The organism is Cellulophaga baltica (genome assembly GCF_018861125.1).
In the GTDB taxonomy this organism is placed as follows: Bacteria; Bacteroidota; Bacteroidia; order Flavobacteriales; family Flavobacteriaceae; genus Cellulophaga; species Cellulophaga baltica_A.
The window spans coordinates 326,250-341,512 of the sequence record NZ_JAHKQN010000005.1 but is presented as its reverse complement, the minus strand read 5'-3'; the positions used below and the strand labels follow the sequence as shown (position 1 = coordinate 341,512).

Below are 15,263 nucleotides of genomic sequence, written 5' to 3'. Positions count from 1 at the left end.
TTTATATTTTTTTTTAATTCCATAATACCATCCGATTTTGTCGAACTTTTCAATGTTGGCGTAGGTTTGCTGATATATGAGACTCGTAATTTTAATTAATTAAAATTGTCAAATGCCTATTTTTTACTCATTTTAAATATCAAATTGATAAATAAATTATTTTTTAACTTTAAAATAACATACATTTGGTTTTCCAAACTGGTTCACCAATTTGGAAAACCATTATAAAAACACTCTTAAAAAGAAATTATTAATTAAAACAAAATTTGAAATGAATTTAAAAACTCAACTTATTTTAATGATGATATTGTTTTTCAATTTGTCATTATTTGCACAGGACGGTTACAATTTGACCGGTACTGTAATCGACGAGACTAGCGTTCCTGTTCCCGGAGTGAACGTAGTTATTAAAAATACTACAACGGGAACATCAACAGATTTTGATGGGAACTATTCATTAACTGTAAAAAAAGGAGATGTTTTAGAATTCTCTTCTTTAGGATATTCTAAAAAATCAGTTACTATTACAGGGCAAACAACACTAGACATTACGTTAGCAGAAGATGCTAGTTTATTAGAAGAGGTAGTTGTTGTTGGTTATGGGTCACAAAAAAAGAGTGATATTACAGGTTCTGTGTCTTCAGTAAAAACAGAAGATTTAACTGCTTTTCCGGTATTAAATGCAGAACAGGCACTGCAAGGTCGTGCAGCTGGTGTAGTTGTACAATCTAATAATGGTGGTGAACCAGGTGCTCCTATAAGTATAAAAATTAGAGGTAATACTTCAATTAATGCAAGTAGTTCACCTCTTATTGTAGTTGATGGTTTTATTGGTGCAACAATGCCACAAGCTAATGATATTCAATCTATGGAGGTGCTTAAAGATGCATCAGCTACTGCAATTTATGGTTCTAGAGGATCTAATGGTGTTATAATGGTGACTACCAAAAAAGGTAGAAGTGGTAGAATGGATATTGATTTTAATTCAACGTATTCTGTTCAAAGTACTTCAAATAGATTAGACTTGTTAAATGCGTCTGATTTTGCTGATTATCAAAATCAAATAAGAACTAATCAAGGTAATTCAACTCCTTATGTTCAAGGAGATTATGATACAGATTGGCAAGATTTGATTTATAGAACTGGTAGCACTCAAAATCATCAAATCGCTTTTTCTGGTGGTTCTGAAAAAATTAATGTTTATGCTTCTGGTACTTACTTCAATCAAGAAGGTGTTTTAATAAATTCTGGATATGAGAGATTATCTTTCTTATCAAATATAGATGCTCAAGTTTCTGATAAATTAAAATTAGGATTAAACTTAACAGGAAGTAGTAGTACTAAAAATGGTGTTTCTACTCAATCAGATGGTTCAGCTTCTGTTGGTGGTGATGATGTAGTTTCTTTAGCTATGCGTTTTGCTCCAGATAAAGGTATTTATAATGATGACGGTACATTTGCAACAAATGATCAAATTGGTGATGAAGTTGATAACCCTTATGCAGTTGCAACTGAAAAAATAGATGAAACCGAAATAGATATTTTTAGAGCTAATTTATTTGCTGATTATGAAATTTTTGACGGTCTATCTTTTAAAACAACTTTTGGTTTAAGTACTGAAAATGAATTTCGAGGAGTTTACACTCCTAGAACTTTAACATTAACATCAGGTGGTGTAGATGGTAGAGCAATTATTTCAGAAGATAAAACTAAGTCTGTATTAAATGAGAATTATTTAACGTACAAAAAAGAGATTGGAAAAGGAAATTTAACTCTTTTAGCAGGTTATTCTTATCAAAAAACTACAAATAAAGGTTCTTATAGCGAAGGTACTGGTACAATTGATGATTCATTTTCTTATTATGGATTATATACTGCGACAAGTTTAATTAATGGTTCTTCAGGAGATATATATTTTAATGAAACAGAAATTCAATCTCAGTTTGGTAGAGCGAATTTTGATTTTGATGATAGATTTTTACTAACTGCAACGGTAAGAAGAGATGGTGCTTCAAACTTTGCAGCTAATGAAAAATATGCAATTTTTCCTTCAGGAGCTTTAGGTTGGAAAGTGTCTAATGAAGACTTTTTAAAAGATAGTCAGACAATTTCAAATTTAAAATTAAGAGCTAGTTATGGTGTTACAGGTAACCCATCAATTGGTGCTTACGAATCTTTAGCAGTTTTAAGTAGCATATACGCCTCAAGTAATGGTGAGACGGTAACAGCAGTTACTCCATATCAAAATTCTAACCCAAATTTAAAATGGGAATCTTCTTATCAAATGAACCTAGGTTTAGATTTAAGTTTATTTAGTAGTGCAGTCTCTCTTTCTGTTGATTATTATAACATTGATACCAAAGATGTACTTATGTTTGATAATAGTATACCATGGTCTTTTGGTCTTCTTAACGATGAGATTATTACAAACGTTGGTGAGATTAATAATAAAGGATTTGAGATTTCTTTAAATACTAGAAATATTACAAATGATAATTTTAGTTGGTCTACTGATTTTGTTTTTGCTACAAATAAAAATACTGTAGAAAGCCTAATTAATGGAGCTGATTTCTTTGGTAATGGAGCGCCTAGTTATTTTAGTGTAGATAATAACTACATATTAAGAGAGGGAGAAGAAGTAGGTCTGTTTTACGGTTTAAATTATGAAGGTGTATATCAAGGAGGTGACTTACCAGAAGGTACAGCAACATTAACTGATGGTGTTGCCGGTGACCCATTATTTTCTGATTTAGATGGTGATGGAGATATTGATACTTCTGATAGAGATATTATTGGTAATCCAAATCCTGATTTTACTTGGGGTATTACAAATAACTTTAACTATAAAAGCTGGGATTTAAATATCTTTTTTCAAGGTTCTCAAGGTGGAGATATTTTTAATATGACTAATGTGCAATTGTATAATGGTGATTCTAATACTACTTACGATTATTACAATAATGCTTGGACAGCTACAAATACTGATACAGATGACCCTAGAGTTGGTAACAATAGTAATAGAGAAATTTCTTCTCGTTTTGTTGAAGATGGTAGTTATGTAAGATTAAAAAATATAGCTATAGGTTATAATTTGCCTGCAGATATTCTTGATCAAATAGGTCTGTCAAAATTAAGATTATCATTAAGTGCTCAGAATTTATTGACTTTCACAAATTACTCTGGTTTGGATCCTGAAGTAAACTATTTTGGAGCCTCTGGTGATAATAATACATCGAGTAATACAGTGAGAGGTTTTGATTTTGGAAATTATCCAACAGTTAAATCTGTTAGTCTTAGCCTTAATTTAACATTTTAAGAATATTTAAAAACAAAAAATAATGAAAAATATAAGATTTATATATAAGTTAATTCTAGGTATAAGCTTAGGGTTTTCTGCGATAGGATGCTCTGATTTAGAAGAAGAGCCTATAGCTTTATTATCTCCTGAAGGATATTTTGAAGATACAAGTGATATTCAATCAGCAGTTGATGGAGCTTTAACGCATGCAATTAATGAAGAGGTTTGGGGTAGAAAATTATCTGTAGCATTAATGTTACGTTCTGATATGGTAGATCTTCAGTCTACAGAAACTAGAAGGGTTGAGATGAATACACATACAATTTCAGGTGATAATGAAATGGTTTATGATCCTTGGACAAGAATGTATCTTGGAATATCAGCTGCGAATACAGCTATTGCTGGAGCTGAAGATGTAGATGCAGAAGATAGTGTTAAAAACCCTGTTACTGCACAAGCTTATTTTGCAAGAGCTTTTTATTATTTTCATTTAGTGAGATTGTTTGGTGAGATTCCATATTTTGATTCTCCGGTTACTGATACTGATGCTGGTGCGAATGTAAGTGGTACTTCAGAAGAAGAAGTTTATGCGAATATTATTTCAGATTTAGAATTTGCTAAAACTTGGTTGCCAGAAACTGTTACTTCTAGAGCAATACCTTCAAAAGGAGCAGCGAGTTCTTATTTAGCTTTAGTTTATTTAACAATGGCTGGTAATGATTCTGGAAGTGAATATTGGCAAATGGCTTATGATGAAGCAAAAGAAGTTATTGATAATGCAGGTACGTATAATTATGCGTTAGATAGTGATTTTCAAAGTTTATTTAATGCAGAAAAGATTGACGCTTCTCTAGAGCCTATTTTTGCTTTAGATTATAACAACGTAGAAGCTGATGATAATGCTTACGATCAAACTTGCCCTATGACAGGTGTAAGAGGTGATGATGATGATGAAGGTTGGTCAATTGCAGTTCCTTCTTTAGATGTTTACCAATCTTTTGATGAAGATGATTACAGAAGAAGGGTTTCTTTTCAAACCGAAGCAACAATTGGCGGTGTAACAGTAGATTATACAAACTTTACTGAAAGTGGACATGCATTTGCAGCGAACAGACCATACATTGCAAAATACACACGTTACCCTGGTCCATATGCAAGATCAAATAAAAGAGCAACTAGTCATAATTATTCAATGATACGTTATGCTGAAGTATTATTAATTGCTGCAGAAGCAGCTGTTGAAATAGGCAATAATGCGGCGGCGCTTACTTATGTTAATTTGGTTAGAGAAAGAGCTAGATTAGGTGGTAGTTCAACTAATGGAGGTTATGTTGAAGAAACTATAGCAGCTAGTACTGTTCCTGCTGATCTTACTGGTACTGTCACTGTTGATGATGTTTTAGAAGAGCGTAGATTAGAACTTGCTTTTGAAGGAATTAGATGGTATGATATAAAAAGAAGAGAATTAGGAGATGAGGTATTTAGTGCTTCTGGTTATGAAGGTGCAAAATCAGATTGGAGTTCTGCTGTTGATTATGATACACCAATTCCAGACGAAGAATTAAATAGAATGCCTAATATTTCTAATTAAGGAAATTTTTATAAGTAAAAACTTTTAAGAAAACTTTATGTATTGATTGTTTTTTAAGTGGTTGATACATAAAGTTTTCTTTTTAAAAATTAATTTTAGTAGTTAAAATATATTCATTTAATAGTATTCATTTCTTCAGGTTAAATAACCAATTTGATCAACTATTTTAAATGCATTTTGAATAGTATGGAATTAAAATTTGGTAAAAAATCAGAACTTAGTAATATTCAAAATGAGTTGCTTTCTAAAATTAAAGATTACATTCTTTATAAAAACTTAGAACCCGGAGATAAGCTTCCATCAGAAAGAGTATTATGTGAAAAGTTTGATGTTTCAAGAAGAAATCTTCGAGAAGCAATAGCCAAACTTGAATATTACGAATTATTAAAATCAGTGCCTCAAACAGGTACTTTTGTTGCTGATGTAGGGCATACAGCGCTGAATGGTATTATAGAGGGTATTGTAAGTTTAAAAAAGCAAAATTTTAAATCATTAGTTGAGACTAGGATTATGCTTGAAGCTAAAACTAGTTTTTTGGCGGCTAAATATAGGTCAGATAATGACCTTGAAAATATAGCGTTAGCGTTAAATAATTATATTGAAAAAATTAATAATAAAGAGGATGCTTTAGAGGAAGATTTACTCTTTCACTTAGCAATAGCAAAAGCTTGTGGAAACAGTACTATAAATGCATTAATGTTACAAATTATGCCTAAAATTATTTTTGTCTTCAAAAATACAAGGGTTTGTAATGAAGATGATTTTACTGATGAAATTGATAAGCATAAAGCTATATATCAGGCAATAAAAAATAAAGAACCTGATATTGCTATTAAAGCTATGAAAGTTCATTTTAATGCATTAATTGAATTTTGTAACAATTATAAATAAGCAAAAAGCCAGTAATTTTATTTACTGGCTTTTTGCTTATTTTAGTTACGTTTTCTTTTTAAAATTAAACTATCAGCAGGGTATGTTTGTTTTAAATAATTCATTTGTGTTTCAGCCCAATTTATTATCTCATTTCGCTCTTCATCAGTTAAATTTGCTTCTTCATGTAACCCGAATTTTGTATAATCATCTATAGGCATATATTTTTTTTCAACCATTTCAATGGTTTCTTCTAGTTTATGGTTTTGTACTGCTATGGATTTTTTAGTAAACTCAGAAAAATTTAGATGCCTTTTCCCGTCTTCAATGTGATCATTTAGCCACCATCCCACAGGTTGAATATTTGCATACCAAGGGTATTCTGTTTTATTAGAATGACAATCATTACAAGAAACCTTTAATAAATTATTCACTTCTTCAGGTATTTCATATTTAGTTGAAATATCATATGTTATATCATTAGAGTTATTTTTTTCAGGTCTAAAGAATTGTAGTATTATAAAAATTACAACAAGTAGTAATAATATTTTTTTTAGCATAATAGTTTGTTTTTTGTATTGCTTATAAAGCTAATTTATCGTTATCAGTGATAAGTTAATTATTTTTTTTAACATAACATTAAGTAGTTTATCGAATTTAGTTAGGATGAATTATCTTCTTCGTTATTTTTGCAAACACTAACCATTCAAATATTCACATGGACATTAATTTAAGATTAAGAAAGCTTTTAGTTTTACTTATATTCTCATTTCTTATAAGCTGTAATGATGAATCTGATTACGTTTCTATAGAAGGTTATACAAAAACAGATCAGTTATTGGAAACTAAATTATTGAGTTTGGCTACTGATTTAGATTATTTTATACTTCCTTCAAATACTGACTATATCAATATACCTGCTGATCCTAATAATCCAATTACTGAAGCTAAAGTAAATTTAGGAAAGCTTCTCTTTAATGAAACAGGTATAGGGCTTGCCTCTTTAAGTGATAGTAATAAAGAAACGTATTCATGTGCTTCATGTCACCACAGTGCAGCTGGTTTTCAAAGTGGAATACAACAAGGTATTGGTGAAGGTGGTATGGGCTTTGGGGTTCAAGGTGAGAGTAGAATTGCTAATCCTTTATTTGTTGATTCTTTAGATGTTCAGCCAATACGTTCACCCACTGTTTTAAATGTAGCATATCAAAAATTAATGCTTTGGAATGGTCAGTTTGGTGCTACTGATGCTAATATTGGAACGGAAGAAAACTGGACCGAAGGGACACCTAAAGCTATAAATTTTTTAGGTTTTGAGGGTGTTGAAATTCAAGCTATCGCAGGTTTGTCTGTTCATAGAATGATGTTAGATAAAGATTTTTGTGACACCAATAGTTATACAACTTTGTTTGATGATGCTTTTTCTAATATAGATATTTCTGAAAGGTATTCATTAGAAACAGCAGGATTAGCAATTGCAGCTTATGAGAGAACATTATTAGCAACAAATACAAATTTTCAAAATTGGCTAAAAGGTGATGCCTCTGCAATGACTGAAAATGAAAAAGAAGGTGCAATATTATTTTTTGGAAAAGCAAAATGTTATGAATGTCATACTGGCCCGGCTTTAAATTCAGAAGCTTTTTACGGTTTAGGAATGAATGATTTAGCAGGAGCTGATGTTCATGGTGTTATTGATGATGCTACTAAAAAAGGACGTGGTGGTTTCACTAACGATGCTAATGATTATTATAAGTTTAAAGTTCCTCAGCTTTACAATTTAGCCGACGTTAAATTTTTCGGTCATGGAGGTAACTTTTCTACTGTAAGAGAGATTATTGTTTATAAAAATAATGCTGTAAGAGAAAATGATAACGTGCCTACAAGATCACTTTCTGATAAGTTTGTTCCTTTAGGTTTGACTGAAGAGGAAATTGATTTAATGACTGTGTTTATTGAAAAGAGTTTGTATGATAATAATTTAAAAAGATATGACCCTTTAAGCCTGCCTACGGGTTTTTGCTTTCCTAATGCTGATGTTACTTCTAAAAGTGATATGAATTGTGATTAATTAATGTAACTTTTATTTTATTCACTTATAATAAATACTCATTTGCATATTGGTTTGATCATTGTTACTGAATTATAAGTAAATTTGACTTGTATCAACTTAAAGTTAAGTGAATTATGATTTCAAGATTACTATTTTCAATCTCATTTATATTAATCTCTTTATTAACTTCATGTAATGGCTGTAGTGATCCTAAAAATAAAAACACTCCTAATGAAGATTCAGAACTTGATTATCGAATAGATGAAACTTTTTTTAATAGAAGTTCTTTAATCTCATTAGAGATTGTAGATTCTAAATTAGAAGATGGTTCTATAGCAAAATGTTATCAAATTAAATTTTCAAGTAATCCAGTTGAGTACGGTCCTTTTTGCCCGGAAACTGTAGATGAAACTGCAGGTGTTGGTTTCTATGACGGTGCAACGGGTGCAGGATTAAGAGTTTGGAATAAGCAATTACTTGAAGATATTAAGAATGATGGTTATGATATAATTGATGGTGAGGGTAATGTAAATATTTTTGAATTTGTTGGTCAGCCTAGAGACGATATATCATATTGTTTAGATCCTGTTGCGAATGATGATTTGGTATTAACTTTCACCATGCCTGTTAAACCTGTTTTAGCAAAAGAAAATAATGATATTGAAGAGATTGAAATAGTGGGGTTTTCTGTAGACGGTGTTCCGATAAATGGTGCTCCGCCATCAGCTATATATGGACCAAAAATGTTTATGTCTGATAATCCAACAGAACCCGAACAAATTAGAATGCCCTCACTAGATCCCTGTGGTGGACACTTAGATCCTGCGGGTTACTATCATTGGCACTTTATTCCAGAAGTGATAAATCAAGTTTATGAAGCACAAGGTCTCGTTGATCAAGTTGAATGTAAATTTATTGAACAAGCTACTTCTGGAACAACTCTAACTGGTTTTGCTAAAGATGGTTTTCCTATTTATGCTTATGCTAAAGAACCTACTAATCTAGATGATTGTGGTGGTTTAACTGCGGTAACTAAAGAATTTCCTAATGGAACATATCATTATGTAGCAAGTACTACTAAAGCTTCAAATATACCAAAATGTTTAAAAGGTGTTGCAGCTAGAAGAACATATAGATTTGAATAAATTTTATAGCCTTATAAGAAAGGTATAATATTAAGAAAGCCTGTATCATCATGATACAGGCTTTCTTATATAATAGAGTTTTAGAAATTTATAATTCTAAAGCTTTTGTAACATTATTATCCATTAATAATTCAGCAGGGTTTTCTAGAGCCTCTTTAACCGCAACTAAGAAACCAACAGATTCTTTACCGTCAATAATTCTATGGTCATAAGAAAGTGCTACATACATGATAGGGGCAACTACTATTTGACCGTCTTTAACTACTGGACGTTCAACAATGTTATGCATTCCTAATATTGCACTTTGTGGAGGGTTTATAATTGGAGTTGATAACATAGAACCAAATACACCACCATTTGTAATAGTAAATGTACCGCCAGTCATTTCATCAACTGTAATTTCACCTTCTCTAGCGCGTATAGCAAGTCTTTTAACTTCAGCTTCAACACCTCTGAATGATAAGTTTTCTGCATTTCTAATTACAGGAACCATTAAACCTTTAGGTCCTGAAACAGCAATACTAATATCACTAAAGTCATAAGAAATCATTTCTTTTCCGTCAATCATAGAATTAACAGAAGGGTATATCTCTAATGCTCTAACAACAGCTAATGTGAAGAATGACATAAAGCCTAAACCTACACCGTGCTTGCTTTTAAATTCTTCTTTATATTGTTTTCTTAATTCGAAAATAGGAGACATATCAACCTCGTTAAAGGTTGTAAGCATAGCAGTTTCGTTTTTAACAGATACCAAACGCTCAGCAACTTTTCTACGTAGCATTGATAATTTCTTTCTGCTTTCGCCTCTTTTTCCGCCAGTTGTTGGTGTTCCCATAGAAGGAACAGCTTTTACAGCATCTTCTTTGGTTACTCTACCATCTTTACCAGTGCCAGATACAGCACCAGCTTCAATTCCTTTTTCGGCTAATATTTTTTTAGCTGCAGGTGAAGCAGTACCTGAAGCATAAGTTTCTTTTGCTTGTACAGGTTGTGGAGCTTTTTTCTCTTCTTTAACTTCTTCTTTTTTAGTTTCAGTAGCAGGAGCTGATGAAGAATCACCACTAGGTTTAGTGGCACTTGTATCAATTAAACAAACAACTTGCCCAACTGCAACAGCATCACCTTCTTCAGCCTTTAAAGTTATTATTCCACTTTCTTCAGCAGGTAATTCTAATGTAGCTTTATCTGAATCAACCTCAGCAATTGCTTGGTCTTTTTCAACATAATCTCCATCTTGAACTAACCATTCTGCAATTTCTACTTCTGTAATAGATTCCCCTGGCGAAGGAACTTTCATTTCTAAAATCATTTCTTATAATTTTAATTTATTGTAACCCGTATTTTTATTATTTCGTTTGTTTTATTTAGTTGAGCGTACCATGTTATCTTTTGTTTTGTCAAAAACATAATCGATAACTTCTTGATGACGTCGTTTTGATCTCACTGAGCTACCTGCGGCAGGAGATGCATAAAAGCGCCTTGATGCTACTCTAAATTTGTTAGCATTTTTATAATGCATCATTATATGACTCCAAGCACCCATGTTTCTAGGTTCTTCTTGTGCCCATACAATATCATCAGCATTTTCGTATTTCGCTATAAGTTCATCAATTTTATTTCCTGGTAATGGGAACAATTGTTCTACACGTACTAAGGCTATATCATCTCTAGAATTTTCATCACGAGCTGCTAATAAATCATAGTAAAATTTACCAGTGGTGAATACTAAAGTTTTTACTTTTTTAATGTCAAATGAACTATCGTCAATCACTTTTTGGAAACTTCCGTTAGTAAAATCTTCAATAGATGAAACTGCTTTAGGATGACGTAATAAACTTTTAGGAGTAAAGATGATTAGTGGTTTTCTATAGTTAACCTTCATCTGCCTTCTTAAAATATGAAACATATTTGCAGGCGTGGTAACGTCAGCAATAAACATATTATCCTTAGCACAAAGTTGTAAATATCTTTCCATACGTGCAGAAGAGTGTTCAGCTCCTTGACCTTCATAACCATGAGGTAATAACATTACCAAACCATTTTGAAGTTTCCATTTATCTTCAGCTGCAGATATGTATTGGTCAATCATAATTTGTGCTCCATTGCTGAAATCTCCAAATTGTGCTTCCCAAATAGTAAGTGTATTAGGGCTTGCCATAGCATAACCATAATCAAAACCTACTACGCCATATTCTGATAAGTGTGAGTTGTATACTTCAAATTCTCCTTTTTTGTCTGAAATTAAGTTTAGAGGAATCACTTCCTCTTCACTATCTTCAACTTTTACAACCGCATGACGATGTGAGAATGTACCACGCTCAACATCCTGACCAGACATACGAATATCATGTCCTTCTTGTAATAAAGTACCGTAGGCTAATAATTCTCCCATAGCCCAATCAAGAGTATCATTTTCAAAGAACATTTTTCTACGGTCTTCAATAAGTTTATTTACTTTACGTAAAAACTTTTTATCTTTTGGTAAAGCGGTAATAGCTTCGGCAACAGTAGTAAGGTCTTTTTTAGTACTTGATGTTTTAATGGTTTTGGCCATTTCGTCTTCTTGTACAGTAACAAAACCTTTCCATTCATCCGCCATAAACGGAGTAATGACTGTTTTATCTTCTTTACGAGAATCTTCTAATTCTGTTTCAAGAGAGGCTTTATATTCTTTTTCTAATTTTCCAATATATGAATCATCAATGATACCTTCTGCAATTAATTTTTTAGCATAAATATCTCTTGGATTGCTGTGCTTAGCAATCGCTTTATATAATTTAGGTTGCGTAAAACGAGGTTCATCACCTTCATTATGTCCATACTTACGGTACCCTAATAAATCAATAAAAACATCTCTTTTAAAACGCATTCTATACTCTAATGCAAATAATGAAGCATGTACTACAGCTTCTGCATCATCAGCATTTACGTGTAATACAGGACTTAATGTTACTTTGCCAACATCAGTACAATATGTAGAACTACGAGCATCTAAATAATTTGTTGTAAATCCAATTTGATTATTTACTACTATATGTATCGTTCCACCAGTTTTGTAACCATCTAAGCTAGCCATTTGAACAACTTCATACACAAGACCTTGACCAGCAATAGCAGCATCACCATGTACTACAATCGGTAATACTTTTGATGTGTCATCTTTAAAATGAGCATCTTGTTTAGCTCTGGTAATACCCTCAACAACTGCACCTACAGTTTCTAGGTGAGAAGGGTTAGGAGCAATGTTCATTTTAATTTTATTTCCGTTGTCAGACATTCTTTCAGAAGTCCAACCTAAGTGGTATTTTACATCACCATCAAAAACAACTTGCTCGTAATCTTTACCGTCAAATTCGCTAAAAATGTCTTTAGCTGCTTTTCCAAAAATATTTGTTAAAACGTTTAACCTACCACGATGGGCCATACCCATAACAAACTGTTTAACTCCCATTTCGGCAGCACGTTCTACAACAGCATCTAATGCAGGAATTAGTGATTCATTACCTTCTAAAGAAAAACGTTTTTGACCAACATATTTAGTATGTAAAAAATTCTCAAAAGAAACAGCTTGATTTAGTTTTTTAAGAATATTCTTTTTTTGATCTGCATTGTATTTTGGGTGATTGTCATTTACGTTCAACCAATTTTGAATCCATTCAACACGTTCAGGATTTCTAATATACATGTATTCCACACCAATAGCATCACAATAAATATTTTTTAAATGTGTGATGATGTCAGTTAATGAGCTAGGGCCAATGCCTAATATTTCTCCGGCAGTAAAAATAGTACTTAAGTCACTGTTGTTAAGTCCGAAATTTTCTATTTCTAGTGATGGCGTGTATTGCCTACGTTGCCGAACAGGGTTGGTTTCTGTGAACAAATGCCCACGAGACCTGTAACCATCAATTAATCTAATAACTTGAAACTCTTTCTGTAATGACTGTGGCATTTCAGTGCTAGGAGTAGCTCCTGTTATTGAGTTCTGTGTTGGTAGATCAAGTTCGTCAAGTAAACTATCTTGTCCAAAATCAAATCCTTGAAAAAATGCTCGCCAACTTGGCTCAACACTATCAGGATTAACTAAATACTTGTCATATAAATCGGCAAGAAATGAGGTGTGTGCCGCGTTTAAAAAGGAATAATTATCCATAAAATTTTTTGTCTTCCTTGTGAATAAAGTTTAATCAAAAATACAACTTTTCAAAAATCTAGTCATATATTAACAGCGAATATTAAGGAAAAATAACAATTATGGTCAAAATATGTGGTTTATACTTAAAAAGATGTTGTGTAGTTACAATTTTTGTGGTTTTTGGTCAAACTTTAATGGCGCAAAATAGTACGAGTTCAAATAACTATTGGGACAATGTTCGTTTTGGAGGAGGATTTGGTTTAGGTTTTGGGAATAACTCATTTAATATTGCTGTTGCACCAAGTGCAATTTGTCAAGTAAATCAATATTTTGCTTACGGGGCAAGTTTAAGTTTTAATTATTCGAAATATGAAGATTATAAATTTACTGCCTATGGTGCTAGTGCTCAAACTTTTTTTAATCCAATTCCAGAAATTCAACTTTCAGTAGAATATGAGCAATTAAGGGTTAATAGGAATGTGGTATGTGTTGAGGAAAATTATTGGAGTCCTGCTTTGTATTTAGGTGCGGGTTATGGTACTAAAAATTATACTATTGGTATTAGGTACGATGTTTTGTACGATGATTACAAAAGTATTTATTCCAACTCTTGGATGCCTTTCGTACGTGTTTATTTTTAACCGTATTGTTCTTTAAATAAAACCTTTTGAAATTCTCTTTTTAGAATTAGAAATGACACTTGATCTGAAATTTCAAGTGGTTCTGTTGCTTTTATTTTTTTAATAGCGTGTTCAGGAACATCAATTATGTATAAAAGGTTTAGGTACTCAGAAAAATCTTCCAATATTAAATTGTATATTTTTTGATGCAAAATTGTTTTTAAATTAGTTGGAGATATTTCAAATGGAAGTTCTATTGAAATATTTGACAACGTAAAATCTTTTGCTAGTTGAGAAACTAGCTTTTCAAAAAGCTTTTCTGTAATGGAAGCTTCTAATAATGCTTTAGTATTTACGTAATTTGTAACCATAATTTATTTACGTAGAACTTATTTAAATTAGTCTTTTACTTAGCTAATAATTAAATGTTAAAGAGCGCAAAAAAATAATTTGGCGCTCTTTAGCTTAATTAATAATATAGGGTATTATTTATTTTCTAATTTTCACTTCCCAATCCCAAGCAGATTTCATGGCTTCATCTAAAGTTGAAGCTGCTTTCCAACCTAAAATATTGTTAGCTTTATCCGTACTTGCGTAAGCAGCAGTAATATCACCCGCTCTTCTATCTACTATTTTATAATTTAATTTTTTTTCTGAAACTTTTTCAAAACTTTTAATAGCTTCTAAAACAGAACTACCTGTACCAGTTCCTAAATTAAATACTTCATAGTTGTCATCATTTTTACCTTCTAGTAATCTTTGTAAAGCAATTACGTGTGCTTTTGCTAAATCAACAACATGAATGTAATCTCTAATGCAAGTACCGTCTTCAGTAGGGTAATCGCCACCAAAAACAGATAACTGTTCGCGCATACCTATACCAGTTTGTGTAATGTAAGGTACTAAGTTTTGAGGAACCCCAATTGGTAACTCTCCAATTTCAGTACTAGGGTGAGCACCCATAGGATTAAAATAGCGCAATGCAATAGCATTTAGTGAAGGAGTAACTTTGCAAGTATCTGAGATTATTTCTTCGCCAATTTGTTTGGTGTTGCCATATGGAGATTCCGCTGTTTTCACTGGTGCATCCTCAGTAATCGGCATCTTATCAGCTTGACCGTAAACAGTACAAGAAGAACTAAAGATAAAGCTTGCTTTATCTTTTTTAGATAACTCTTTAAGAATATACACTAGTGTACCTATGTTGTTCTCGTAGTACAACAGCGGGTTTTCCACACTTTCTCCTACAGCTTTTGAAGCTGCAAAATGAATAACTCCTGATATATCAGTATGTTTTTTGAAAAAATCTTCAACTTCAGACTTTTCTTTTAAATCTAATTTTTCAAAAATTGGTTTTTTACCTGTTATAGCAAAAATACCATCTAATACTTTTTCCGATGAATTTGAAAGGTCATCAATAATGATTACTTCTAAACCTTTGTTTTGTAATTCAACTACAGTGTGAGAACCTATAAAGCCTAGTCCACCTGTTACAAGTACTTTCATTTATTTTATTTTAACGGTTAGTATATTTAGCTTAAGTCAAAG

Annotated in this window: 11 protein-coding genes; 6 read left to right on the top strand and 5 right to left on the bottom strand. The window is 31.9% G+C overall.

What is annotated here, in order from left to right:
* The first annotated feature begins 271 nt into the window (after positions 1 to 271).
* From KO500_RS02215 to KO500_RS02205, 3 genes are all read left to right on the top strand, one after another.
* The gene (locus KO500_RS02215; protein ID WP_215954863.1) at positions 272 to 3,316 is read left to right on the top strand and encodes a SusC/RagA family TonB-linked outer membrane protein; all 3,045 of its coding nucleotides are present in this window, start codon (positions 272 to 274) and stop codon (positions 3,314 to 3,316) included.
* 22 nt (positions 3,317 to 3,338) lie between these two features.
* Positions 3,339 to 4,889 carry a RagB/SusD family nutrient uptake outer membrane protein gene (locus KO500_RS02210; RefSeq protein ID WP_215954862.1) on the top strand — a complete coding sequence of 517 codons (1,551 nt, stop codon included), beginning with the start codon at positions 3,339 to 3,341 and terminating at the stop codon, positions 4,887 to 4,889.
* Positions 4,890 to 5,075: 186 nt separating this feature from the next.
* Complete coding sequence (locus tag KO500_RS02205; RefSeq protein ID WP_215954861.1) at positions 5,076 to 5,780, top strand: FadR/GntR family transcriptional regulator; 705 nt, start codon at positions 5,076 to 5,078, stop codon at positions 5,778 to 5,780.
* Between the two features lie 41 nt (positions 5,781 to 5,821).
* On the opposite strand, the gene KO500_RS02200 is transcribed toward KO500_RS02205, so the two are convergent.
* Entirely contained in the window at positions 5,822 to 6,319 is a 498-nt protein-coding gene (locus tag KO500_RS02200) for a heme-binding domain-containing protein (protein ID WP_215954860.1), read from the bottom strand.
* A gap of 158 nt (positions 6,320 to 6,477) precedes the next feature.
* On the opposite strand from KO500_RS02200, the gene KO500_RS02195 reads away from it, so the two are divergent.
* On the top strand, positions 6,478 to 7,830 hold the full coding sequence (locus KO500_RS02195; RefSeq protein ID WP_215954859.1) for a cytochrome-c peroxidase: 1,353 nt from the start codon (positions 6,478 to 6,480) through the stop codon (positions 7,828 to 7,830).
* Between the two features lie 116 nt (positions 7,831 to 7,946).
* Entirely contained in the window at positions 7,947 to 8,957 is a 1,011-nt protein-coding gene (locus tag KO500_RS02190) for a YHYH protein (protein WP_215954858.1), read from the top strand.
* Between the two features lie 88 nt (positions 8,958 to 9,045).
* On the opposite strand, the gene odhB is transcribed toward KO500_RS02190, so the two are convergent.
* Together odhB and KO500_RS02180 are read right to left on the bottom strand one after the other, a co-directional pair.
* Complete coding sequence (gene odhB / locus KO500_RS02185) at positions 9,046 to 10,269, bottom strand: 2-oxoglutarate dehydrogenase complex dihydrolipoyllysine-residue succinyltransferase (RefSeq protein WP_215954857.1); 1,224 nt, start codon at positions 10,267 to 10,269, stop codon at positions 9,046 to 9,048.
* Positions 10,270 to 10,320: 51 nt separating this feature from the next.
* Positions 10,321 to 13,113: a 2-oxoglutarate dehydrogenase E1 component gene (locus KO500_RS02180; protein ID WP_215954856.1), complete on the bottom strand. Its 2,793-nt coding sequence runs from the start codon at positions 13,111 to 13,113 to the stop codon at positions 10,321 to 10,323.
* A gap of 101 nt (positions 13,114 to 13,214) precedes the next feature.
* Between KO500_RS02180 and KO500_RS02175 the strand changes: the two genes are divergently transcribed.
* Positions 13,215 to 13,736, top strand: a complete 522-nt coding sequence (locus tag KO500_RS02175) for an alpha-ketoglutarate decarboxylase (protein WP_215954855.1) — start codon at positions 13,215 to 13,217, stop codon at positions 13,734 to 13,736.
* Here KO500_RS02175 and KO500_RS02170 read toward each other — a convergent pair.
* Both KO500_RS02170 and galE read right to left on the bottom strand, forming a co-directional pair.
* Positions 13,733 to 14,086 carry a hypothetical protein gene (locus KO500_RS02170; RefSeq protein ID WP_215954854.1) on the bottom strand — a complete coding sequence of 118 codons (354 nt, stop codon included), beginning with the start codon at positions 14,084 to 14,086 and terminating at the stop codon, positions 13,733 to 13,735. The genes KO500_RS02175 and KO500_RS02170 overlap by 4 nt on opposite strands.
* A gap of 118 nt (positions 14,087 to 14,204) precedes the next feature.
* A complete protein-coding gene (gene galE, locus KO500_RS02165; RefSeq protein WP_215954853.1) occupies positions 14,205 to 15,221 on the bottom strand; it encodes a UDP-glucose 4-epimerase GalE in 1,017 nt (338 codons plus the stop codon).
* Positions 15,222 to 15,263: the final 42 nt, after the last annotated feature.